General features: G+C 56.9%; 21 protein-coding genes and 1 riboswitch. Of the genes, 13 read left to right on the plus strand and 8 right to left on the minus strand.

Features of this window, described 5'->3' with window-relative positions:
* Positions 1–462: 462 nt before the first annotated feature.
* Positions 463–2,052, plus strand: a complete 1,590-nt coding sequence (gene purH, locus KO1_RS25830) for a bifunctional phosphoribosylaminoimidazolecarboxamide formyltransferase/IMP cyclohydrolase (RefSeq protein ID WP_004109672.1) — start codon at positions 463–465, stop codon at positions 2,050–2,052.
* Between the two features lie 15 nt (positions 2,053–2,067).
* A complete protein-coding gene (gene purD / locus KO1_RS25835; protein WP_064407179.1) occupies positions 2,068–3,360 on the plus strand; it encodes a phosphoribosylamine--glycine ligase in 1,293 nt (430 codons plus the stop codon).
* Here the strand turns inward: purD and zraR are convergent.
* Positions 3,357–4,688: a sigma-54-dependent response regulator transcription factor ZraR gene (gene zraR / locus KO1_RS25840; RefSeq protein ID WP_047720460.1), complete on the minus strand. Its 1,332-nt coding sequence runs from the start codon at positions 4,686–4,688 to the stop codon at positions 3,357–3,359. The two genes, purD and zraR, sit on opposite strands and share 4 nt — an antisense overlap.
* Positions 4,685–6,073 (minus strand): two-component system sensor histidine kinase ZraS, encoded by a 1,389-nt coding sequence (zraS, locus tag KO1_RS25845; RefSeq protein ID WP_016809149.1) that lies wholly within the window; start codon positions 6,071–6,073, stop codon positions 4,685–4,687. The genes zraR and zraS overlap by 4 nt, the downstream gene beginning before the upstream one ends.
* Before the next feature lie 251 nt (positions 6,074–6,324).
* Here zraS and zraP point away from each other — a divergent pair, with 251 nt between their 5' ends.
* Positions 6,325–6,759 carry a zinc resistance sensor/chaperone ZraP gene (gene zraP, locus KO1_RS25850; protein WP_023329112.1) on the plus strand — a complete coding sequence of 145 codons (435 nt, stop codon included), beginning with the start codon at positions 6,325–6,327 and terminating at the stop codon, positions 6,757–6,759.
* A gap of 3 nt (positions 6,760–6,762) precedes the next feature.
* On the opposite strand, the gene KO1_RS25855 is transcribed toward zraP, so the two are convergent.
* From KO1_RS25855 to nudC, 6 genes are all read right to left on the minus strand, one after another.
* On the minus strand, positions 6,763–7,455 hold the full coding sequence (locus KO1_RS25855) for a DUF1481 domain-containing protein (protein ID WP_004109689.1): 693 nt from the start codon (positions 7,453–7,455) through the stop codon (positions 6,763–6,765).
* Positions 7,456–7,467: 12 nt separating this feature from the next.
* On the minus strand, positions 7,468–7,740 hold the full coding sequence (gene hupA / locus KO1_RS25860; protein WP_004097675.1) for a nucleoid-associated protein HU-alpha: 273 nt from the start codon (positions 7,738–7,740) through the stop codon (positions 7,468–7,470).
* Positions 7,741–7,926: 186 nt separating this feature from the next.
* Positions 7,927–8,517: a YjaG family protein gene (locus KO1_RS25865; RefSeq protein ID WP_004117118.1), complete on the minus strand. Its 591-nt coding sequence runs from the start codon at positions 8,515–8,517 to the stop codon at positions 7,927–7,929.
* Positions 8,518–8,559: 42 nt separating this feature from the next.
* Complete coding sequence (gene nfi, locus KO1_RS25870; protein ID WP_024274894.1) at positions 8,560–9,231, minus strand: deoxyribonuclease V; 672 nt, start codon at positions 9,229–9,231, stop codon at positions 8,560–8,562.
* A 9-nt stretch (positions 9,232–9,240) separates the two neighbouring features.
* Positions 9,241–10,305, minus strand: coding sequence for a uroporphyrinogen decarboxylase (gene hemE, locus KO1_RS25875; protein ID WP_024274893.1), 1,065 nt, complete (start codon positions 10,303–10,305; stop codon positions 9,241–9,243).
* A 166-nt stretch (positions 10,306–10,471) separates the two neighbouring features.
* Positions 10,472–11,245, minus strand: a complete 774-nt coding sequence (nudC, locus tag KO1_RS25880; RefSeq protein ID WP_004109693.1) for an NAD(+) diphosphatase — start codon at positions 11,243–11,245, stop codon at positions 10,472–10,474.
* 95 nt (positions 11,246–11,340) lie between these two features.
* Here nudC and KO1_RS25885 point away from each other — a divergent pair, with 95 nt between their 5' ends.
* The 10 genes from KO1_RS25885 (at position 11,341) to KO1_RS25930 (ending at position 20,108) form a co-directional block, all read left to right on the plus strand.
* Positions 11,341–11,838, plus strand: coding sequence for an Rsd/AlgQ family anti-sigma factor (locus tag KO1_RS25885; RefSeq protein WP_004109697.1), 498 nt, complete (start codon positions 11,341–11,343; stop codon positions 11,836–11,838).
* 54 nt (positions 11,839–11,892) lie between these two features.
* Positions 11,893–12,006, plus strand: a riboswitch (TPP riboswitch).
* Between the two features lie 85 nt (positions 12,007–12,091).
* A complete protein-coding gene (thiC, locus tag KO1_RS25890) occupies positions 12,092–13,987 on the plus strand; it encodes a phosphomethylpyrimidine synthase ThiC (RefSeq protein ID WP_017145142.1) in 1,896 nt (631 codons plus the stop codon).
* The gene (thiE, locus tag KO1_RS25895; protein WP_004117108.1) at positions 13,987–14,622 is read left to right on the plus strand and encodes a thiamine phosphate synthase; all 636 of its coding nucleotides are present in this window, start codon (positions 13,987–13,989) and stop codon (positions 14,620–14,622) included. Before thiC ends, thiE begins: the two co-directional genes overlap by 1 nt.
* The gene (locus KO1_RS25900) at positions 14,615–15,370 is read left to right on the plus strand and encodes a HesA/MoeB/ThiF family protein (RefSeq protein WP_004109706.1); all 756 of its coding nucleotides are present in this window, start codon (positions 14,615–14,617) and stop codon (positions 15,368–15,370) included. The genes thiE and KO1_RS25900 overlap by 8 nt, the downstream gene beginning before the upstream one ends.
* Positions 15,354–15,554: a sulfur carrier protein ThiS gene (gene thiS, locus KO1_RS25905; protein WP_004109709.1), complete on the plus strand. Its 201-nt coding sequence runs from the start codon at positions 15,354–15,356 to the stop codon at positions 15,552–15,554. The genes KO1_RS25900 and thiS overlap by 17 nt, the downstream gene beginning before the upstream one ends.
* 1 nt (position 15,555) lies before the next feature.
* Positions 15,556–16,326 (plus strand): thiazole synthase, encoded by a 771-nt coding sequence (gene thiG, locus KO1_RS25910; protein WP_024274892.1) that lies wholly within the window; start codon positions 15,556–15,558, stop codon positions 16,324–16,326.
* On the plus strand, positions 16,323–17,456 hold the full coding sequence (gene thiH, locus KO1_RS25915) for a 2-iminoacetate synthase ThiH (RefSeq protein WP_024274891.1): 1,134 nt from the start codon (positions 16,323–16,325) through the stop codon (positions 17,454–17,456). Before thiG ends, thiH begins: the two co-directional genes overlap by 4 nt.
* A 320-nt stretch (positions 17,457–17,776) precedes the next feature.
* Positions 17,777–19,309 (plus strand): sensor domain-containing diguanylate cyclase, encoded by a 1,533-nt coding sequence (locus tag KO1_RS25920; protein ID WP_024274890.1) that lies wholly within the window; start codon positions 17,777–17,779, stop codon positions 19,307–19,309.
* A gap of 172 nt (positions 19,310–19,481) precedes the next feature.
* Positions 19,482–19,787 (plus strand): PTS sugar transporter subunit IIB, encoded by a 306-nt coding sequence (locus KO1_RS25925; protein WP_004109717.1) that lies wholly within the window; start codon positions 19,482–19,484, stop codon positions 19,785–19,787.
* Positions 19,788–19,790: 3 nt separating this feature from the next.
* Positions 19,791–20,108, plus strand: coding sequence for a PTS lactose/cellobiose transporter subunit IIA (locus KO1_RS25930; RefSeq protein ID WP_004097651.1), 318 nt, complete (start codon positions 19,791–19,793; stop codon positions 20,106–20,108).
* Positions 20,109–20,116: the final 8 nt, after the last annotated feature.

Genomic DNA, 20,116 nt, shown 5'->3' on the forward strand with positions numbered 1-20,116 from the left:
TCGTTGCGAGGTGGCGTATATTACGCTTTCCTCTTTCAGAGTCAACCCTGTTTTTCAGGATTTTTTCTCTTCAACCAACCGGCTGTTTGTGTGAAGTGATTCACACCTGCCGTGTCGATGGAGGCGCATTATAGGGAGTTCCCGGGCATCCGCAATAGTTAAATTGCAGAAAAATGACTGACTGCTGCATTCCCCAGCAAAACCCCGCTTTATACCCTGTTACGCACAGAATTATCCACAGATGACGGGCGATACCCCAAAACAAAAGCCACACCACCTCTCTATATAAGCCGTCGTTCAGGGCCAAAAAGAGAAAGATAAAAATTCGCGAGCGTTGCGCAAACGTTTTCGTTACAATGCCGCGCTATAACAAGGATGCCCGGTTGGGTGCGTTAGGTGAGTTTTTAGGCAAAAACTCACCTAACGCTCTCTGTAATATTCAAATCCTGGGGATTTAATACCATGCAACAACGTCGTCCAGTCCGCCGCGCCCTGCTCAGTGTTTCTGACAAGGCCGGTATCGTCGAATTCGCGCAGGCGCTTTCCGCTCGTGGTGTCGAGCTACTGTCTACGGGTGGTACCGCACGCCTGCTGGCTGAGAAAGGTCTGCCGGTTACCGAAGTCTCTGACTACACCGGTTTCCCGGAAATGATGGACGGACGCGTGAAGACTCTGCATCCGAAAGTTCACGGCGGCATTCTCGGCCGCCGCGGCCAGGATGACGGCATTATGGAACAACACGGTATCGCGCCTATTGATATGGTGGTTGTTAACCTGTATCCGTTTGCTCAAACCGTTGCCCGCGAGGGTTGCTCGCTGGAAGATGCGGTAGAAAACATTGATATCGGCGGCCCAACCATGGTTCGCTCGGCGGCGAAGAACCATAAAGACGTCGCCATCGTGGTGAAGAGCAGCGACTACGATGCCATTATTAAAGAGATGGATGCGAACGAAGGCTCCCTGACCCTCGACACCCGCTTCGACCTCGCCATTAAAGCATTCGAACACACCGCCGCCTACGACAGCATGATTGCCAACTACTTCGGCAGCATGGTTCCGGCCTATCACGGCGAGAGCAAAGAAGCCGCTGGCCGCTTCCCGCGCACCCTGAACCTGAACTTCATTAAGAAGCAGGATATGCGTTACGGTGAAAACAGCCACCAGCAGGCTGCCTTCTATATAGAAGAAGAAATCAAAGAAGCCTCTGTCGCCACGGCACAGCAGGTTCAGGGTAAAGCCCTCTCCTATAACAACATTGCCGACACCGATGCCGCGCTGGAATGCGTCAAAGAATTCAGCGAGCCGGCCTGCGTTATTGTGAAGCATGCCAACCCATGTGGCGTAGCGGTAAGCACCTCTATTCTGGATGCCTACGACCGCGCATACAAAACTGACCCGACCTCTGCCTTCGGCGGCATTATCGCGTTTAACCGCGAACTGGATGCCGAAACCGCGCAGGCCATCATCTCCCGCCAGTTCGTTGAAGTGATCATCGCACCGTCTGCGACGGAAGAGGCCCTGAAGATCACTGCCGCGAAACAGAACGTCCGCGTTCTGACCTGCGGTCAGTGGACGCAGCGCGTGCCGGGTCTGGACTTCAAACGCGTTAATGGCGGCCTGCTGGTTCAGGACCGCGATCTGGGTATGGTCACAGAAGGCGAACTGCGCGTGGTTTCCAAACGCCAGCCGACCGAGCAGGAGCTGCGCGATGCGCTGTTCTGCTGGATCGTTGCGAAATTCGTTAAATCTAACGCCATTGTTTATGCCAAAGAGAACATGACCATCGGAATAGGCGCAGGTCAGATGAGCCGCGTTTACTCTGCCAAAATCGCCGGGATTAAAGCAGGCGATGAGGGACTGGAAGTGAAAGGTTCGGCGATGGCCTCCGACGCCTTCTTCCCGTTTCGCGACGGTATTGATGCCGCCGCTGCCGTTGGCGTGAGCTGCGTCATTCAGCCCGGCGGTTCTATTCGCGACGAAGAGGTGATTGCCGCCGCCGATGAGCACGGCATCGCGATGATCTTCACCGACATGCGCCACTTCCGCCATTAATTCACGGAGCAGACGATGAAAGTATTAGTTATTGGCAACGGCGGCCGCGAGCACGCCCTGGCCTGGAAAGCGGCGCAGTCGCCAAAAGTCGATACCGTTTTTGTCGCCCCGGGTAACGCGGGCACCGCCCTGGAACCAGCGTTGCAGAATGTGGCTATCGGCGTCACCGATATTCCGGCGCTGCTGAGCTTTGCTCAAAGCGAGAAAATTGATCTGACCATCGTTGGCCCGGAAGCGCCACTGGTGATTGGCGTTGTGGATGCGTTCCGCGCCGCGGGGCTGAAAATCTTCGGCCCAACGGAAGGCGCGGCGCAGCTGGAAGGCTCTAAAGCCTTCACCAAAGATTTTCTTGCCCGCCATAACATTCCGACAGCGGAATACCAGAACTTCACCGAAGTCGAGCCCGCGCTGGCATACCTGCGTGAGAAAGGCGCGCCCATCGTTATCAAGGCCGACGGCCTGGCCGCCGGCAAGGGCGTGATTGTCGCCATGACGCTGGAAGAAGCGGAAGCCGCCCTTCAAGACATGCTGGCAGGTAACGCCTTTGGCGACGCCGGGCACCGCATCGTCATTGAAGAGTTCCTCGACGGCGAAGAGGCGAGCTTTATCGTGATGGTCGACGGCGAGCACGTCCTGCCGATGGCCACCAGCCAGGATCATAAACGCGTGGGCAATGGCGATACCGGCCCGAACACGGGCGGTATGGGCGCTTACTCTCCGGCACCGGTGGTCACCGATGAGGTTCACCAGCGCACCATGGAACGCATTATCTGGCCAACCGTAAAAGGTATGGCAGCGGAGGGTAATACCTACACCGGTTTCCTCTATGCGGGCCTGATGATCGACAAACAGGGCAACCCGAAGGTAATCGAGTTCAACTGCCGCTTTGGCGATCCGGAAACCCAGCCGATCATGCTACGCATGAAATCGGATCTGGTGGATCTGTGCCTCGCCGCCTGCGACGGTAAGCTGAATGAGAAAACCTCCGAGTGGGACGAGCGCGCCTCGCTGGGCGTCGTGATCGCCGCCGGTGGTTATCCGGGCAACTACAGCACCGGCGATGAGATCCACGGCCTGCCGCTGGAAGAAACGGTAGACGGCAAGGTCTTCCACGCCGGCACCAGACTCGCTGATGACGATCGCGTGCTGACCAGCGGCGGCCGGGTACTCTGCGCCACCGCACTGGGTCGCACCGTTGCTGAAGCGCAAAAGCGCGCTTACGCCCTGATGAGCGATATCAGCTGGGACGGCAGCTTTAGCCGTAACGACATCGGCTGGCGCGCTATCGAACGTGAGCAAAACCGCTAACGGCTGAGCTTTGCCAGCAGCGTTTTGCGCGTAATGCCCAACTGACGGGCGGCTTCAGTTTTGTTGCCGCCCGTTTTTTCGAGCGCCGCGAGGATCGCTTCTTTCTCTACCTCCACCAGCGGCTGAATAACATCATCACCGTGCAACACGTCCGCAACTGGCGTACCGGCAATTGCCAGCGGCAGCTCGCGTTCGGAGATGTACTCTCCGGTCAGCAGGACCACCGCCCGCTCCACCGCATTTTCCAGCTCGCGAATATTACCCGGCCAGGCGTAGTGGATCAGCAAGTCCATCGCCTGTGGCGTAAATCCCTGTACTGCTTTACGGTTACGCTCGGCATACCGTTGCAGGAAATAGCGCGCCAGTTGGGGGATATCCTCCCTGCGATGACGCAGCGGCGGCATATCGATAGTCACGACGTTCAGGCGGTAGTAGAGATCCTGGCGAAAACGCCCGGCGCTGACCTCTTCGGCTAAATCCCGGTGGGTGGCGGCAATTAGCCGTACATCGACCGAAAGGGTCTGATTGCTGCCCACCCGCTGCACTTCACGCTCCTGAATCGCCCGCAGCAGACGCACCTGCATCAACGGCGAAATATCGCCAATTTCATCGAGGAAAAGCGTACCGCCGTCCGCTTCAACGAAGCGCCCTTCTCGCCGTTTGTCCGCGCCGGTAAACGCGCCCTTCTCATGGCCAAACAGCTCCGACTCCAGCAACGACTCGTTAAGCGCCGCGCAGTTGAGGATCACCAGCGGCTGGCGGCTGCGAGCGCTGCTGGCGTGCAGCGCCCGAGCGACCAGCTCTTTCCCTGTGCCCGACTCGCCGTGAATTAATACCGTCGCATCGGAGGGCGCAACCAGGGCGATATTGTTCAGCAGCGCCCGCATCGCCGGGCTATCCCCCACCATGCCAAACTGGGCGGCCGGAGTCCCGGCAACGGGAGACTCGCTCTGCCGAGTGTGAGCCAACGCCTCGGATAGCGTCAGCTGCAGCTTGTCAAAGTCCAGCGGCTTAATCAGGTAGTCCAGCGCACCGGATTTCAGCGCTTCCACAGCGGTGTCGACGCTGGAGTACGCTGTCATAATCAGAACGGGAATCGACGGATTCAAGGTTTTGATCTCTTTCAGCGTTTCGATGCCATCCATCTCCGCCATGCGGATGTCGCATAGCACCAGATCAAACACCTTCTCGCGCACCTGTTCCAGCGCCTGTACGCCGTTGTAAGCCAGCGCAACCCGATAACCCCAGCCCCGCAACAACGCCTGTAAGATAGTGCAGTGGCTGATGTCATCGTCCACCACCAGAATATCGACCTGCTCGCCACTCATCCTTGTTCATCCTTCTGTTGCCCATTAACCGGCAAATAGAGCGTAAATAGCGCGCCCTTGCCGGGAGTGCTCTCGGCGTCAATTGTTCCGCCGTGCTGCTCAACGATGTTCTGCACCACCGCCAGCCCCAGCCCGGTGCCGTCGGCCTTGGTAGTGAAGTACGGTGTAAAAATGGCCTGTAGCTGTTCCGCCGTCATCCCTTTGCCGCTGTCCGCAACGCTCACCTTTACTCGCCCATCGCCGCACTCTCTCACCGCCACCGTAATCACGCCATCGCGGCCAATGGCATGGATAGCATTGAGATAAAGGTTGAGCAGCACCTGTTTTAAACGATCCGGATCGGCCTGGATGCGGCATAGCGCGGGCTGCGCGATAAACTTCAGAGATATCGCCCGGCTGGCGGCATCCTGGCTAACCAGTTGAAGCGAATGCGTAATGACTTCATTTAAATCAACCGATTGATATTTTAAATGCGCCGGACGCACCAGTTCCAGCAGCTCGCTGACGACCCTGTTCAGGCGATCGGCTTCCCTGGCCATCACCAGGGCCAACTGATGCGCTTCGCCATCGGCTGGGGTCCGCTCGGCGAAATACCTGGCCAGCCCTTTTATGGATGATAGCGGGTTGCGGATTTCATGGGCGACGCCCGCGGCCAGATGACCGAGCGCCAGCAGCTTTTCTTTTCGCGCCGTCGCTTCCTGCAGCTGCTTGCGCGAACGCTGATAGCGGCGAAACCAGAACTGCGCCAGCACCGTTGCCGTCATGACTACGCCTGCCGCGCAGAGCATGATGACCATATTGCGCAGGCCACGAGCATGGTCGGCATCCAGCTCGCGGGTATCAAAGGCAATAAAAATGACCTGGGGCGCCTGATTACGGAGATCGGCAGATTCGCGACGCATCATCATGCGCATATGATGCCCACCGCTGTTAAGCGGGCGAAACTGGCGATAAATCTCCAGCGCCGGCTCCGGTTGTTCGAGGCGGCGCCAGCGCTCCTCGCTACCGATATTCAGCTCTCGCAGGGTGCTGGCGGGGTAGAGCGACTCACCGACCCGCCGCGGGTCGCTATGGGCGATAATTTTACCGTTCTCATCTGTCACCGCGAACCACAGCACGCCGGGCTGCCAGGCCATCTCCTCCAGTAGCGCCTGCAGCTGGGAATGATGCATACGCATTCCCATTCCGACCCGGGTTCCGGACTCAAGAGCGCGGATCAGCACGCTGCCTTTTTCCTGGATAGTCTGGCGTGCGGCTTCATTTTCACGGCCATAGTCACGCACGATTAACGCAGAAAACAGGCACACCAGCAGTAAGATAAGGCCGGTTAACAACCAGCTCAGCCCAACGGCGACGGAATCCTTAGACAACCGCATCACGTTCATGACAACTCCCTTTCCTCAGACACCGCATAGCCCAGCAGAAATCATGCCACTATTCCGCCGCCTCTAACCTCTCCCTGGGCGCAAACCGGGAAGGCGATCGAGTAAAAATGACCCGCTGCGCCCTTTACCGCGAGTCATTTTTACTCGCTCTCGTCCGCTGAAAAGCATTCAACGCCCGATATCCTGCGGCCTTTCCACTCTGGCACGGAAGATGCAAATCACTGAGTAACCATAAGGCAGGAGAATAAACTATGAAACGGAACAAAAAAATGACGCTGACGCTGATTGCCCTCGCCGCGCTGACTTTCGGCAGTAGCTCAGCCTGGGCAAGGCACCACTGGAATAACGGTACCGGTATGGGCCCCCAGGGCTATAGTCAGCTGACGACCGACCAGCAGGCCACTGCCCAGAAGCTGCATAATGATTTCTATGAGCAAACTCGCGTTTTACGTCAGCAGCTCATTTCAAAACGCTATGAATACAACGCGCTGTTAACCACCGATAAACCTGACAGCGCGAAAATCGAATCCGTCGCCCAGGAGATGGACGCTCTCGGTCAGAAGCTTGCCCAGCAGCGGGTGAAGTTCGATCTCGCATTAGCGCAGGCGGGTATTCCTCGCGGCGAGGGGATGGGACGTGGAGGCTGCGGCGGAGGCCGCGGTCATATGGGGATGAACCACTGGTAAGGTTCAGAAGCTTTTTTCGGTCGGCTGCCAGGTACAGAAGTCTTCGTTTGCCACCAGCAGCAGCTGAGAGCCTTCCGGCGCTTCCAGCCACGCCACGCTCACCTCGACGGATGAGTGGTTCTGACGACGCTCAATATGCGCCAACGCCAGCGTATCGAGGTCAGGCTTCACGGTCTGACCTTCGCAGGTGGTTACCGTCCTGTCAGCATGCCACCGCCCCTGGCGCAGCATGACGCGTCCCTGACGCAGTGCATCGCTGGTCTGGCGTATTTGCTCTGCCCGATAGCGATATAGCGCAACCTGATCGCTGGAAAGCTGCTGCTTCTGCCCATCGATTTCACGCTGCATAAAGCTGAGTTCGCCTTGCGCATCAAACCGGGCGCGAATATGTTCCGGCGGTTTGCCGTAGACGTTGAGCTCGATCAGCGCGAGCTGACCATCCTGCCAGCGATACTCGCTGGTCGAGGTATTACCATGACGCCATGGACTGAAGGCGGCAAGGAGATGGACCTCACCGTCGGAATCTTTGCGCCAGATACGCATCGCCCCCTGGTTTTCCGCGTAACCGCTGGCGGTAAACGGCGGGAGAGAGGAATCATGGCTGCAGGCAGTGAGCAGCAATACGCCCGCCAGCGCCAGCGTGCGGCGCCAGATAGACAAAAGGGGCCGACAAGCCCCTTCGATAAAACTGTACACTGCCACGCGGTCTTACTTAACTGCGTCTTTCAGAGCTTTACCTGAAACAAATGCCGGTACGTTTGCTGCGGCGATTTTGATTTCATTACCGGTCTGCGGGTTGCGGCCAGTACGCTCAGCGCGGTGGTTCACTTTGAAGGTACCGAAACCAACCAGTTGAACAGCATCACCTTCTTTCAGAGACTCGGTAATTGCAGCCAGGGTAGATTCCAGGGCAGCTTTCGCCTGTGCTTTGGACAGGTCAGCTTTGTCCGCAATTACATCAATCAGTTGAGTCTTGTTCATAAGTTATCCTTACAATGTGTTTATCGCTTGCTAAGCATCGAGTGCGACGGAAATGCCTGAAAAGCACTCTCCTGCATACACGCACCGATAGCCACGTTTTTTCGCCCCCCAAATGTAGACCAGACGGGGGGCGGAATGGAAGCCTTCAGACGCTACAATTCAGGCGGTAAATCACGTTTTCTGGTCTCATTGCTGAAAATTTATACCAATATTGCTCTCACCGGCCTCGCGAAGGTCTGCACGTAGCCCTTTGATCAGTTCAATATCGCGTTCTTCGCAGTCGGCCAGAAGACGAAAAATCTCCCACTGAATATCCCATTCTTGTTCGACAGCCGGGTTTTCTTTGAGCTCTTCGTCGGTCATTTCGCGACCAGCCTGGGTCATTTCCAGCATCGCAACGGTGGTGATCGAACTCTTGCTGACTTCGATGGCGTGTTCGAGCGTTTCGCCGCTTAGCCGCGAATGAAGCAGTTCACTCAATGCGACGCAGGCATCGATGGCCGGATAGACGCCGTACAGGTCGTAATCATCAGCGGCCGGAATCGCCTCTTCCAGCTTTTCCAGCTGGCTGTCGAAATTCACCTTCGCATCTTTTACCGTCAGCGTTTCCCAGATCAGATCGAGGATACGGCGATAAAGCTGGCCATCGGCAAATTCCGTTTGCTGACAGAACATAGCGTAGTTGGGGTACATCCGCTCGCACAGGCAGGCCATAAAAGTCACGTGCTGCCAGCTTTCCAGCTTCTCCAGACGCAGGTGAATCGGGTTTTGTAACATGATGAATTCTCGAAGTCAGAAATTAGCCGCAGTGTACCTGAATCAGTCGCGATTTGCTTGCCAACGCACAAACGCCGGACGCCGGGACGCCACCGCATCGGCCCAGCGCGTTGGCTCAGGCAGGCGATAGCCTTTCAGGCAGCGCTCCACCCACATCAGCGCGCTATCCAGGCCAACGCGGTGCCCGGTACTCACAAACAGCGGATTGCAGCGCGTTTTGCTGCGCAAGACCCACGCCAGCTGTTCGCCTTTATCTAACAACGGCGCCAGCGCGCCGGGTTCATCGCCCAACGGCCCGAACTTACCGCACAGCCGTTTTTTCGCCACGCCGATAGTCGGTACATCCACCAGCAGGCCAAAATGGCTGGCGACGCCGAGGCGGCGCGGGTGGGAAATACCGTGGCCATCAACGAATAACAGATTCGGCTTTTGCGAAAGTAGCTCCCATGCCGCCAGCAGCGCGGGGGTTTCGCGAAAGGAGAGGAAGCCGGGAATGTAAGGCATCGTGGTCGCGACGCGCGCGACCTGATACTCCACCAGCTCCAGGGACGGATAGCTTAGCAGTACCATCGCCGCCCGGGTGATTTCTCCCTCTTGCTCAAAACCGACATCCGCTCCGCCGATCAGCGTCGGCGGATCCTGTTCCAACCGATCGCCTCGTTCAACCGATGCCGCCAGGCTGAGCTGCTGTGTGCGTAGCGATGACAAATCCATATTCACTCCTTAACGGTGGTATTGCGCCGACAACCGGTGCACTGCCTCCACAAATACGCCCGCATGTTCCGGGTTAACATCCTGATGAATTCCGTGCCCGAGGTTAAAGACATGGCCTTCATCCTGGCCAAACCCGGCGAGAATAGTCGCCACCTCTTCTTCAATACGCGCCGGAGGGGCATACAGCATCGAGGGATCCATATTGCCCTGCAGGGCGACTTTATGACCGACGCGACGACGCGCATCGGCGATATCGGTGGTCCAGTCGAGTCCCAGCGCATCGCAGCCTGTTTCCGCCATCGCTTCCAGCCACTGCCCGCCGCCTTTGGTAAATAGCGTCACCGGCACGCGACGGCCATCGTTTTCACGCAGCAGCCCATCAACGATTTTATGCATGTAATAGAGCGAGAACTGCTGGTAGTCGCGGCCGGTCAGCACTCCGCCCCAGGTATCAAAAATCATCACCGACTGCGCGCCCGCTTTGATTTGCGCATTCAGATACAGCGTGACGCTTTTCGCCAGCTTATCGAGCAGCGCATGCAGGGCCTGCGGCTCGGCGTACATCATCTTTTTAATTACCGTAAACGCTTTGCTGCTGCCGCCTTCCACCATATAGGTTGCCAGCGTCCACGGGCTGCCGGAAAAGCCGATCAGCGGCACTTCTCCCTTCAGCTCACGGCGAATCGTGCGCACGGCATTCATCACGTAGCCAAGCTCACCTTCCGGGTCAGGAACGGGCAATTTATCGACATCGGCTTTGCAGGTAATGGGCGAGGTAAAGCGCGGGCCCTCCCCGGCTTCAAAATAGAGCCCCAGCCCCATCGCATCCGGGATGGTGAGAATGTCCGAGAAGAGGATAGCCGCATCCAGCTTATAGCGGCGCAGCGGCTGCAGCGTCACTTCACAGGCCAGCTCTGCGTTTTTACACAGCGACATAAAATCGCCCGCTTCGGCGCGGGTGGCCTTATATTCCGGTAAATAGCGGCCCGCCTGACGCATCATCCACACCGGGGTGACATCAACCGGCTGGCGTAGCAGCGCGCGCAGGTAACGATCGTTCTTCAGTTCGGTCATTTTTACATTCCTTTAGCGTTGATGCGCCAAGTTTATACACAAAATCATTCAAAGTGGACCAAGGCGGCAATTGAATGAACCCCAGGAGCTTACTCAAGTAAGTGACTGGGGCAAGTGAAAGCAGCCAACAAAGAGGCAGTTTGAAGGATAAAGTGTATGTAACATGTCACTCATACTCTGCCCGACACATCGCCACGGTATCTTCAATCAGCCGGCGCGCCACGGTGCCCGGCGGCGGCAAAAGCGGCAGATTGTCATAGCGATACCATCCCGCCTCCAGCAGCTCTTTCTTGTCGATGACAATCTCGCCGCTATCGTACTCGGCCATAAACGCGGTCATCAGCGATTGCGGGAACGGCCAGGGCTGGGAGGTTACATAGCGCAGGTTTTTCACCTTGATGCCGCTCTCCTCCATCACTTCGCGGGCAACGGTCTGCTCCAGGGTTTCGCCAACTTCGACAAATCCGGCCAGCACCGTATGCACGCCGTTGCGATGGCGAGTATGCTGCGCCAGCAGGATAGAATCATCCCGACGGATGGCGACGATAATGCACGGGGCGATTTGCGGGTAGTAGCGTTCGCGGCAGTGGCTGCATAGCATTGCCCACTCGGTTTTGCTGGGGTGCATGGGATGGCCGCAGTAGCCGCAGAATTTATGCGAGCGGTAGAACTCCGCCAGCTGGATCCCGCGTCCCGCCAGTTGAAAAAGGCCAGCATCCTGATCGAGCACCTGACGCAGCGATCCCATCTCATGGCGACGATCCTGGCGCACCAGCCACACCGGTTCGCCCTGCCATTCGCCTATTCGCAGCGCGGTTTGCCCGGCAAGATGAAAATTTACCGCTTCGCCATATGGTAATTCCCCATCGGGTAACCATAATTTCTGTTCGTGGCTGACAATCCACCAGCCGCGATCTAATTTTTCAATAATACGATCCATATCTATTGCACTACCTTCATTTTACTGGCACTTTTAACATTAAATTTACATTTTGGTGAGCAACGTATTTCTCTTAAAACCTTGCGGAGTCAACCATGTTAAACCAGCTGGAAAACCTGACGGAACGTGTTGGAGGCAGCAATAAACTGGTCGATCGCTGGCTACAAGTACGTAAGCATTTGCTTGTGGCTTACTACAACCTGGTTGGCCTGAAGCCTGGCAAAGAATCATTTATGCGGCTTAATGAGAAAGCGCTGGATGATTTTTGCCAAAGCCTGGTGGACTACCTCTCCTCCGGCCATTTTAATATTTATGAACGCTTTATCGGCGAATTGGAAGGCGATACGCCACTTTTAGCCGCCACTAAGATTTATCCACAGCTGCAGGCTAATACCCAGCAGATCATGGATTATTACGATTCCTGCCTCGAAAACGCTATCGATCACGATAACTATCTTGAGTTCCAGCAGGCGCTATCGGACATCGGTGAAGCGCTGGAAGCCCGTTTTGCGCTGGAAGATTCGCTGATTGCCCTCGCCGTCGCCCACAGTCGAAAAGACAACGTTAGCGACAATATCGCGCCGACCGCTTGAGTTGTGAGCCATTAACGCGTAGTTTACATACATTCCCCCTCGCTGAGAGGGGATGTCATCTTGTCGGAGTGCCCATTTTCCACACTGGAAAAGGCTGAGACCGTTAATTCGGGATCCGCGGAACCTGATCAGGCTAATACCTGCGAAGGGAACAAGAGTAAACTGCGTTTAGCATCTGCCTCTTCATGGCCGATCGCATCTGTTACTCCATCCGTCGTCTGGCAAGCCATATCCTGTTTAACTGGAATGAGCTATGTCTACAACATCACTTACGCGTCGAGAGCAACGCGAACACGCCCAGCGCTTTATCGACACCCTGGAAGGCACCGCATTTCCCAATTCGCAGCGCATCTACATCCGCGGTTCGCAGGAAGATATTCGCGTGCCGATGCGCGAAATTCAGCTGAGCCCGACGCTTATCGGCGGCAGCAAAGACCATCCTCAGTATGAAGCAAACGAAGCCATCCCGGTCTACGATACGTCCGGCCCCTATGGCGATCCGCACATCGCGATCAACGTTCAGCAGGGTCTGGCGAAACTGCGTCAGCCGTGGATTGATGCGCGTCGCGACTGCGAAACGCTTAGCGATCGCAGTTCAGCCTATACCAGAGAGCGGCTGGCGGATGATGGTCTTAACGCGCTGCGCTTTTCCGGTCTGCTTACGCCCAGGCGCGCCATCGTCGGGAAATGCGTGACGCAGCTGCACTATGCCCGTCAGGGGATTGTCACTCCTGAGATGGAATTCATCGCCATTCGCGAAAATATGGGTCGCGAACGCATTCGTGGTGAAGTGCTGCGCCAGCAGCATCCGGGCGTCGGGTTTGGCGCGCGGCTGCCGGAGAATATCACCCCGGAATTTGTGCGCGCTGAAGTTGCCGCCGGGCGCGCGATTATCCCGGCCAATATAAATCATCCGGAATCCGAGCCGATGATCATCGGCCGCAACTTCCTCGTGAAGGTTAACGCCAATATTGGTAACTCCGCGGTCACCTCGTCGATAGAAGAAGAGGTCGAGAAGCTGGTGTGGGCGACGCGCTGGGGAGCGGATACGGTTATGGACCTTTCCACCGGCCGCTATATTCATGAGACCCGCGAGTGGATCCTGCGCAATAGTCCGGTACCGATCGGTACCGTGCCGATCTACCAGGCGTTAGAGAAGGTAAACGGGATCGCCGAAGATCTTACCTGGGAAGCCTTCCGCGACACGCTGCTCGAACAGGCGGAACAAGGGGTGGACTACTTCACTATCCATGCGGGCGTGCTGCTGCGCTACGTGCCGATGACCGCCAAACGCCTGACCGGCATCGTCTCCCGCGGCGGCTCAATCATGGCGAAATGGTGCTTATCCCATCACCAGGAGAACTTCCTCTACCAACATTTCCGTGAAATCTGCGAAATCTGCGCCGCCTATGACGTCTCGCTGTCATTGGGCGATGGCCTGCGCCCCGGCTCGATTCAGGACGCCAACGACGAAGCGCAGTTTGCCGAGCTGCATACGCTGGGCGAACTGACCAAAATCGCCTGGGAGTATGACGTACAGGTGATGATCGAAGGCCCGGGCCATGTGCCGATGCAGATGATTCAGCGCAATATGACCGAAGAGCTGGAGCACTGCCACGAAGCGCCCTTCTACACCTTGGGGCCGCTAACTACCGATATTGCACCGGGCTACGATCATTTCACCTCCGGGATTGGCGCCGCCATGATCGGCTGGTTTGGCTGCGCGATGCTCTGCTACGTGACGCCGAAAGAGCATCTCGGTCTGCCGAATAAAGAAGACGTTAAACAGGGCCTGATTACCTACAAAATTGCCGCCCACGCCGCAGACCTCGCTAAAGGCCACCCCGGCGCGCAGATCCGCGATAACGCCATGTCGAAAGCGCGCTTCGAGTTCCGCTGGGAAGACCAGTTTAATCTGGCGCTCGACCCGTTCACCGCGCGCGCTTACCACGACGAAACCCTGCCGCAGGAGTCAGGCAAAGTGGCCCACTTCTGCTCCATGTGCGGCCCCAAATTTTGCTCAATGAAGATAAGTCAGGAAGTTCGCGACTACGCCGCCGCGCAGACCATCGAAGTGGGGATGGCCGATATGTCGGAAAACTTCCGCGCCCGCGGCAGTGAAATCTATCTACGTAAGGAGGAAGCCTGATGTATCAACCCGATTTTCCATCCGTCCCATTCCGTTTAGGCCTCTATCCGGTCGTCGATAGCGTCGCGTGGATCGAACGCTTACTGGCTGCGGGCGTTCGCACTCTCCAGCTGCGCATCAAGGATAAGCGCGATAGTGACGTCGAAGACGATGTCGTTGCCGCTATCGCGCTGGGACGCAAATACCATGCGCGGCTGTTTATTAACGATTACTGGCGCCTGGCCATTAAACATCAGGCTTATGGCGTGCATTTAGGCCAGGAGGATCTGGAAACCACCGACCTCAGCGCCATCCGCAACGCCGGACTGCGCCTTGGCGTTTCCACCCATGACGATATGGAAATGGATATCGCGCTGGCGGCGCGTCCCTCTTACATCGCGCTTGGTCACGTTTTTCCGACACAAACCAAGCAGATGCCTTCCTCCCCTCAGGGGCTGGATCAGCTGGCGCAGCATATTCAGCGACTGGAGGATTATCCAACCGTGGCGATTGGCGGCATCAGCCTTGAGCGCGCTCCGGCAGTACTGGCCACCGGCGTCGGCAGCATTGCGGTAGTCAGCGCCATCACCCAGGCGACCGACTGGCGGCAGGCAACGGCACGGTTGCTTGAGATAGCGGGAGCCGGTGATGAATGACAGCGATTTTATGCGCTATAGCCGCCAGCTGCTGCTGGAGGATATCGCCATTGAAGGCCAGCAAAAGCTGCTGGCCAGCCGGGTGTTGATCGTGGGTCTCGGCGGGCTGGGTTCCCCCGCCGCGCTCTATCTTGCCGGAGCCGGCGTCGGCACGCTGGCGCTGGCCGATGACGACGACGTTCACGTCAGCAACCTGCAGCGACAAATTTTGTTCACCAGCGATGATATCGCTCAGCCTAAAACCACGGCCGCCAGGGCCCGGCTGGCTCGGCTAAATCCGCAGATTGAACTGATTGCGCTGAAGCAGCGGTTAGGCGGAAAGGCCCTGCAGGAGGAAGTGGCGAAGGCCGATGTGGTACTGGATTGCACCGATAACATGGCGACCCGACAGGCGATCAACGCCGCCTGCGTCGCGCTCAAAACGCCGTTGATTACTGCCAGCGCTGTCGGACTCGGAGGCCAGCTGATGGTACTGACGCCGCCGTGGGAGCAGGGCTGTTATCGCTGCCTGTGGCCGGATGCTAACGAACCCGAACGCAACTGCCGCACGGCGGGCATCATTGGCCCGGTCGTCGGCATGATGGGAACCCTACAGGCGCTGGAGGCCATCAAGCTGCTCAGCGGCATGGCGGCGCCGCGTAACGCACTGCGCCTGTTTGATGCACGCACCAGCAGCTGGCGTACGCTGACATTACAGCGATCTCTGGGCTGTCCGGTCTGTGGAGGGCAGCATGCAGGTGTGGTTTAACGATGAACCGTTGCAGTGTGCCGAAGCGACCTCCGTCGCCGCCCTGCTCGCTCAACTGGAACAGCAGTTGCCGGGCGTCGCGCTGGCGCTTAATCAACACATCCTGCCGCGCGAACGGTGGGAAGATCATCTTTTGCAGGAAGGCGACCAAATCCTGCTTTTTCAGGTTATCGCTGGAGGCTGACATGTTACGTATTGCAGATAAAACGTTTGAATCACATCTCTTCACCGGCACCGGTAAATTCGCCGCTCCCGAGGTCATGGTGGAGGCCATTCGCGCCTCCGGTAGCCAACTGGTGACGCTGGCGATGAAGCGCGTCGATCTCCGTCAGCATAATGACGCCATCCTCGCGCCGCTGCTGGCGGCCGGCGTTAGCCTGCTCCCCAACACCTCCGGGGCCAAAACGGCGGAAGAGGCGGTATTTGCCGCCCGCCTGGCGCGGGAAGCGCTGGGCACCCACTGGCTGAAACTGGAAATTCATCCGGACGCCCGCTGGCTGCTCCCCGATCCGATCGAAACGCTGAAAGCGGCGGAGATTCTGGTTCGGGAAGGCTTCGTCGTGCTGCCCTACTGCGGCGCCGACCCGGTGCTGTGTAAACGTCTGGAAGAAGCGGGCTGCGCGGCGGTGATGCCGCTCGGCGCGCCCATCGGCTCCAATCAGGGACTGGAAACCAAAGCAATGCTGGAGATTATTATCGAACAGGCCACGGTGCCGGTGGTCGTGGATGCGGGTATTGGCGTGCCGAGCCACGCAGCGCAGGCGCTGGAAGTGGGTGCCGACGCGGTCCTGGTGAATACCGCCATCGCCGTTGCCGACGACCCGGTTACCATGGCCCGGGCTTTCCGGCTGGCGATTGATGCCGGATTACTGGCGCGGCAGGCCGGACCGGGCGCGCGCAGCGCGCAGGCGCAGGCCACCAGCCCGCTGACCGGCTTTCTGGAGGCGCAGGTATGAACACCTTCACTGACCGTTGGCGACAGCTGGACTGGGACGATATTCGCCTGCGAATAAACGCGAAAACCACCGCCGACGTTGAACGCGCCCTGGCGGCCAAACAGCTCAGCCGCGACGACATGATGGCCCTGCTCTCCCCCGCCGCTGCTGGCTATCTGGAGCCTCTGGCCCAGCGTGCTCAGCGTCTGACGCGCCAGCGTTTCGGTAATACCGTCAGCTTTTATGTGCCGCTGTATCTCTCTAATCTGTGCGCCAACGACTGTACCTACTGCGGTTTCTCAATGAGTAACCGCATCAAGCGAAAAACTCTGGATGAGGCGGAAATTGCCCGTGAATGCGCGGCAATTCGCGAAATGGGTTTTGAGCATCTGCTGCTGGTGACCGGCGAGCATCAGGGCAAAGTCGGCATGGACTACTTTCGCCAGCATCTGCCCGCGATTCGCCGCCAGTTCGCCTCGCTGCATATGGAAGTCCAGCCGCTGGCGAGGGAGGAATACGCCGAGCTGAAAAACCTCGGGCTGGACGGCGTGATGGTCTATCAGGAGACCTATCATGAAAGCATGTATGCGAAACACCATCTGAAAGGGAAAAAACAGGACTTTTTCTGGCGGCTGGATACGCCGGACAGGCTTGGACAGGCGGGAATTGATAAGATTGGCCTTGGCGCATTAATAGGCCTCTCCGACAGCTGGCGCGTGGACTGCTTTATGGTGGCGGAACATCTGCTGTGGCTTCAGCAGCGCTACTGGCGCAGCCGCTACTCCATCTCCTTTCCGCGGCTGCGCCCGTGCGCCGGCGGTATCGAACCTGCCTCATTGATGGATGAACGACAGCTGGTGCAAACCATTTGCGCCTTCCGCCTGCTGGCCCCGGAAGTGGAACTTTCGTTATCCACCCGCGAATCCCCCTGGTTCCGCGATCGGGTCATCCCGCTGGCCATCAACAACGTCAGCGCGTTTTCAAAAACTCAGCCCGGTGGGTATGCCGATAACCATCCAGAGCTGGAGCAGTTCGCGCCTCACGATGACCGACGCCCGGAAGAGGTTGCCAGCGCGCTGGTGGCCAGCGGGCTGCAGCCGGTATGGAAAGACTGGGATAGCTGGCTGGGACGCGCTTCCCAGTCATCATGATAAGAAATGTAACGACTTAAAAGTTCCTGGTGCACGCTCGTAATCAGAGAAACGGAAGATGGTGACCGTGTTTCCGTTTCTCTATCCTGCCCTTGTCAGCAGTGGATGCTGTCCAGGGCGAAAGCTAACTCTTCCTCATTTTCGCCCTGCTCCATCCTCTTCGCTGCAAAGGCAATTCCATCAATATGGAATATTAATCAGTCCATCTCACAACGTCAGCGTTATAATTACCGGAGATTTATCTGATTCAATCGGCAGGCATGCTGGCTAAACCTGCATCTTTCTCCACGGTTTAACGCTTCTGGAACGATTTACGACTCATGGCTCGCCATAATAGAAAGCTCTCTTTCACCTCGCCGATTGTGATCGGGTTCGCGGGTATTATATTCAGCTTCTTGCTGATAGCGGTGTTCGCCACGACGACGCAGCGAAATGATTTTCTTGAAGATTATCATCATATTAACCGCAATTTCACCCACAATATGGCGACCAACTACACGGAGACGCTGCTGCAGGGCAATGACTTTATCCTCACCCGTGCCGCCACTTTCTTTGCCCGCAATGATGCGCTCAATGAGGCGGTTAACGTCAATCCTGAAAAAGGTTTGATGCAGCTTATGCAGCTGCAAAATATGATGCAAACCGTTTCGTCCATCTCGCTGGCGGATACCAATGGGCACTACCTGCGCGCGCCCGAGGTTCTGGAGACGGAAGACAGTCAGTCTTTTGATGCCAAATCGAGACCGTGGTTTATTAAACAAGCGGAAGCCAGTACCTTCAGCCGGTATACCAGCCCGTACAACGACTACTTCACGCATCATCCGACGATTACCGTCTACAAACCCATAATTTCTCCAGAGGGACGGCTAAAGGGCAGTCTCGCATTTCATCTCGATCTCACCTCAATGGGCTACGCGTTACGGCAGATGGTTGCTCCGGTCCAGGGGGAATTTTTTGTGGTGCAACGCGATGGTAAAGTCGTTCTCCATCCGGATCCTGGCGCCTTATTTAAACCCTACGTCAGTGAAGCGTTGATGGACAGAATGACCAGCGGCGAAGGCCAGCTCTACGATACCGATACGAACGCCTGGTACTACTACTACTCGTTTACCAACCCCGACTGGTTTGTCATTTATCGGGTCGATAACTCGACGCTGGTCAACTTGACTCGCCATGAAACGGATATTGTCGCCTGGAGCTTTGCCCTGGCCGCGATCGTTATCGTGCTGTTTGGCCTGTATCTGCGCCATGCTTCACGTACGGTGTTGATGAACATCATCAATGCCATTAAAACCGGGGATGTTCAGCGCGCCCCGCGGCTGGAAGCGATGCTCAGCAAAGCCATCGAGAGCAATAAGCAGCGCGAGTTAACCTACGTTCGCCAGGCGACCATCGACGCGCTAACCGGCTGCAAGAACCGACGCGCCTTCGACAATGATATCGCCGCGCTGATGAACGATCATCAACCTTTCTCTCTCGCGCTGGTGGATATTGATAACTTTAAAACGATAAATGACACCTGGGGTCATCTCAATGGCGATATCGTTCTGCGCAATGTCGCACGGGAAGGACTGCAGATCCTCCAACCTCTGCAAATTTCACTTTACCGCTACGGCGGGGAGGAGTTTGCGGTGATCTTTACCACCGGACATAGCGATGACGCCCTGAAGCTGCTGGAGAGCTGGCGGGCCCGCGTTGCGCAGCGCTCCTGGCGTGAAGAAGGGCTAACGGTCACCTTTAGCGCAGGTCTCGGCGAATGGAATATGGAACCCCTGGAGCAGCTTGTCGTGCGCGTTGATGAAGCGCTGTATAAAGCCAAGCAGCAGGGCAAGAATCGCATCGTCCGCGCGTAACAGAGCCTACCGTTTCCGGCCCGTCGGACGCGGCTTTTAGCGTTTTCTCCTCCATAACCGAAACCGGTTTCATTATTTTGTGATGACTTACACACAATCACCGTAAAGCGGTTGTCCCGCCCGCCTGCCCGCGATAAAGATGGTACATCAAGGAACATAAGGGCCAACAATTATGAAGAATATCGTTTTATGCTGCGCCGCAGGTATGTCTACCAGCATGCTGGTTCAACGTATGCAGGCTGCTGCGCAACAAAAAGGTGTGGAAGTCTCCATCAAAGCCGTACCGGTTGCCGAGTTTAAAGATAACCTTGCCGCTGCCGATATTATCCTGCTCGGCCCCCAGGTGAAGTATGAGCAGGCCAAGCTACAGGCTATGGCCGACCCGTTTGGTAAAAAAGTTGCCGTCATCGATATGATGGATTACGGCATGATGAAAGGCGAAGCCGTGCTTGATAAAGCCCTGAAGCTGATGGAGTAAGAAATGGAAGATTTAGAAACGATCATCATGGAGCTACTGGTTAACGCCGGTTCAGCGCGTAGCTCTGCCTTAACCGCTCTGCAGCTGGCGCGTAAAGGCGATTTTGCTGCGGCCGAACAGGCGATGGCGGAATCTCACGAATTTGTCAAACATGCGCATAAAATCCAGACCCAGCTGATCGGCATGGATGAAGGCAGCGGCAAGCTTCCGGTTAACCTGATTACCGTTCATTCCCAGGACCACCTGATGAACGCGATGGTCATTCAGGATCTGGCAACCGATATGATTGAGCTCTATCGCCGAATTCCGCTCGCGCAATAACCCCAACT

This window comes from Klebsiella oxytoca NBRC 105695 (assembly GCF_001598695.1).
GTDB classification, from domain to species: domain Bacteria; phylum Pseudomonadota; class Gammaproteobacteria; order Enterobacterales; family Enterobacteriaceae; genus Klebsiella; species Klebsiella oxytoca.

Bases quoted from the DNA above. Each gene is read 5' to 3' on its own strand.
- zraR (WP_047720460.1), bottom strand. From the start codon at position 4,688: ATGAGTGGCGAGCAGGTCGATATTCTGGTGGTGGACGATGACATCAGC.
- nfi (WP_024274894.1), bottom strand. From the start codon at position 9,231: ATGGATTTGTCATCGCTACGCACACAGCAGCTCAGCCTGGCGGCATCG.
- zraS (WP_016809149.1), bottom strand. From the start codon at position 6,073: ATGAACGTGATGCGGTTGTCTAAGGATTCCGTCGCCGTTGGGCTGAGC.
- purH (WP_004109672.1), top strand. From the start codon at position 463: ATGCAACAACGTCGTCCAGTCCGCCGCGCCCTGCTCAGTGTTTCTGAC.
- purD (WP_064407179.1), top strand. From the start codon at position 2,068: ATGAAAGTATTAGTTATTGGCAACGGCGGCCGCGAGCACGCCCTGGCC.
- KO1_RS25925 (WP_004109717.1), top strand. From the start codon at position 19,482: ATGAAGAATATCGTTTTATGCTGCGCCGCAGGTATGTCTACCAGCATG.
- thiS (WP_004109709.1), top strand. From the start codon at position 15,354: ATGCAGGTGTGGTTTAACGATGAACCGTTGCAGTGTGCCGAAGCGACC.
- KO1_RS25920 (WP_024274890.1), top strand. From the start codon at position 17,777: ATGGCTCGCCATAATAGAAAGCTCTCTTTCACCTCGCCGATTGTGATC.
- hupA (WP_004097675.1), bottom strand. From the start codon at position 7,740: ATGAACAAGACTCAACTGATTGATGTAATTGCGGACAAAGCTGACCTG.
- KO1_RS25900 (WP_004109706.1), top strand. From the start codon at position 14,615: ATGAATGACAGCGATTTTATGCGCTATAGCCGCCAGCTGCTGCTGGAG.
- thiH (WP_024274891.1), top strand. From the start codon at position 16,323: ATGAACACCTTCACTGACCGTTGGCGACAGCTGGACTGGGACGATATT.
- zraP (WP_023329112.1), top strand. From the start codon at position 6,325: ATGAAACGGAACAAAAAAATGACGCTGACGCTGATTGCCCTCGCCGCG.
- nudC (WP_004109693.1), bottom strand. From the start codon at position 11,245: ATGGATCGTATTATTGAAAAATTAGATCGCGGCTGGTGGATTGTCAGC.
- thiC (WP_017145142.1), top strand. From the start codon at position 12,092: ATGTCTACAACATCACTTACGCGTCGAGAGCAACGCGAACACGCCCAG.
- KO1_RS25865 (WP_004117118.1), bottom strand. From the start codon at position 8,517: ATGTTACAAAACCCGATTCACCTGCGTCTGGAGAAGCTGGAAAGCTGG.
- KO1_RS25885 (WP_004109697.1), top strand. From the start codon at position 11,341: ATGTTAAACCAGCTGGAAAACCTGACGGAACGTGTTGGAGGCAGCAAT.
- thiE (WP_004117108.1), top strand. From the start codon at position 13,987: ATGTATCAACCCGATTTTCCATCCGTCCCATTCCGTTTAGGCCTCTAT.
- hemE (WP_024274893.1), bottom strand. From the start codon at position 10,305: ATGACCGAACTGAAGAACGATCGTTACCTGCGCGCGCTGCTACGCCAG.
- KO1_RS25930 (WP_004097651.1), top strand. From the start codon at position 19,791: ATGGAAGATTTAGAAACGATCATCATGGAGCTACTGGTTAACGCCGGT.
- thiG (WP_024274892.1), top strand. From the start codon at position 15,556: ATGTTACGTATTGCAGATAAAACGTTTGAATCACATCTCTTCACCGGC.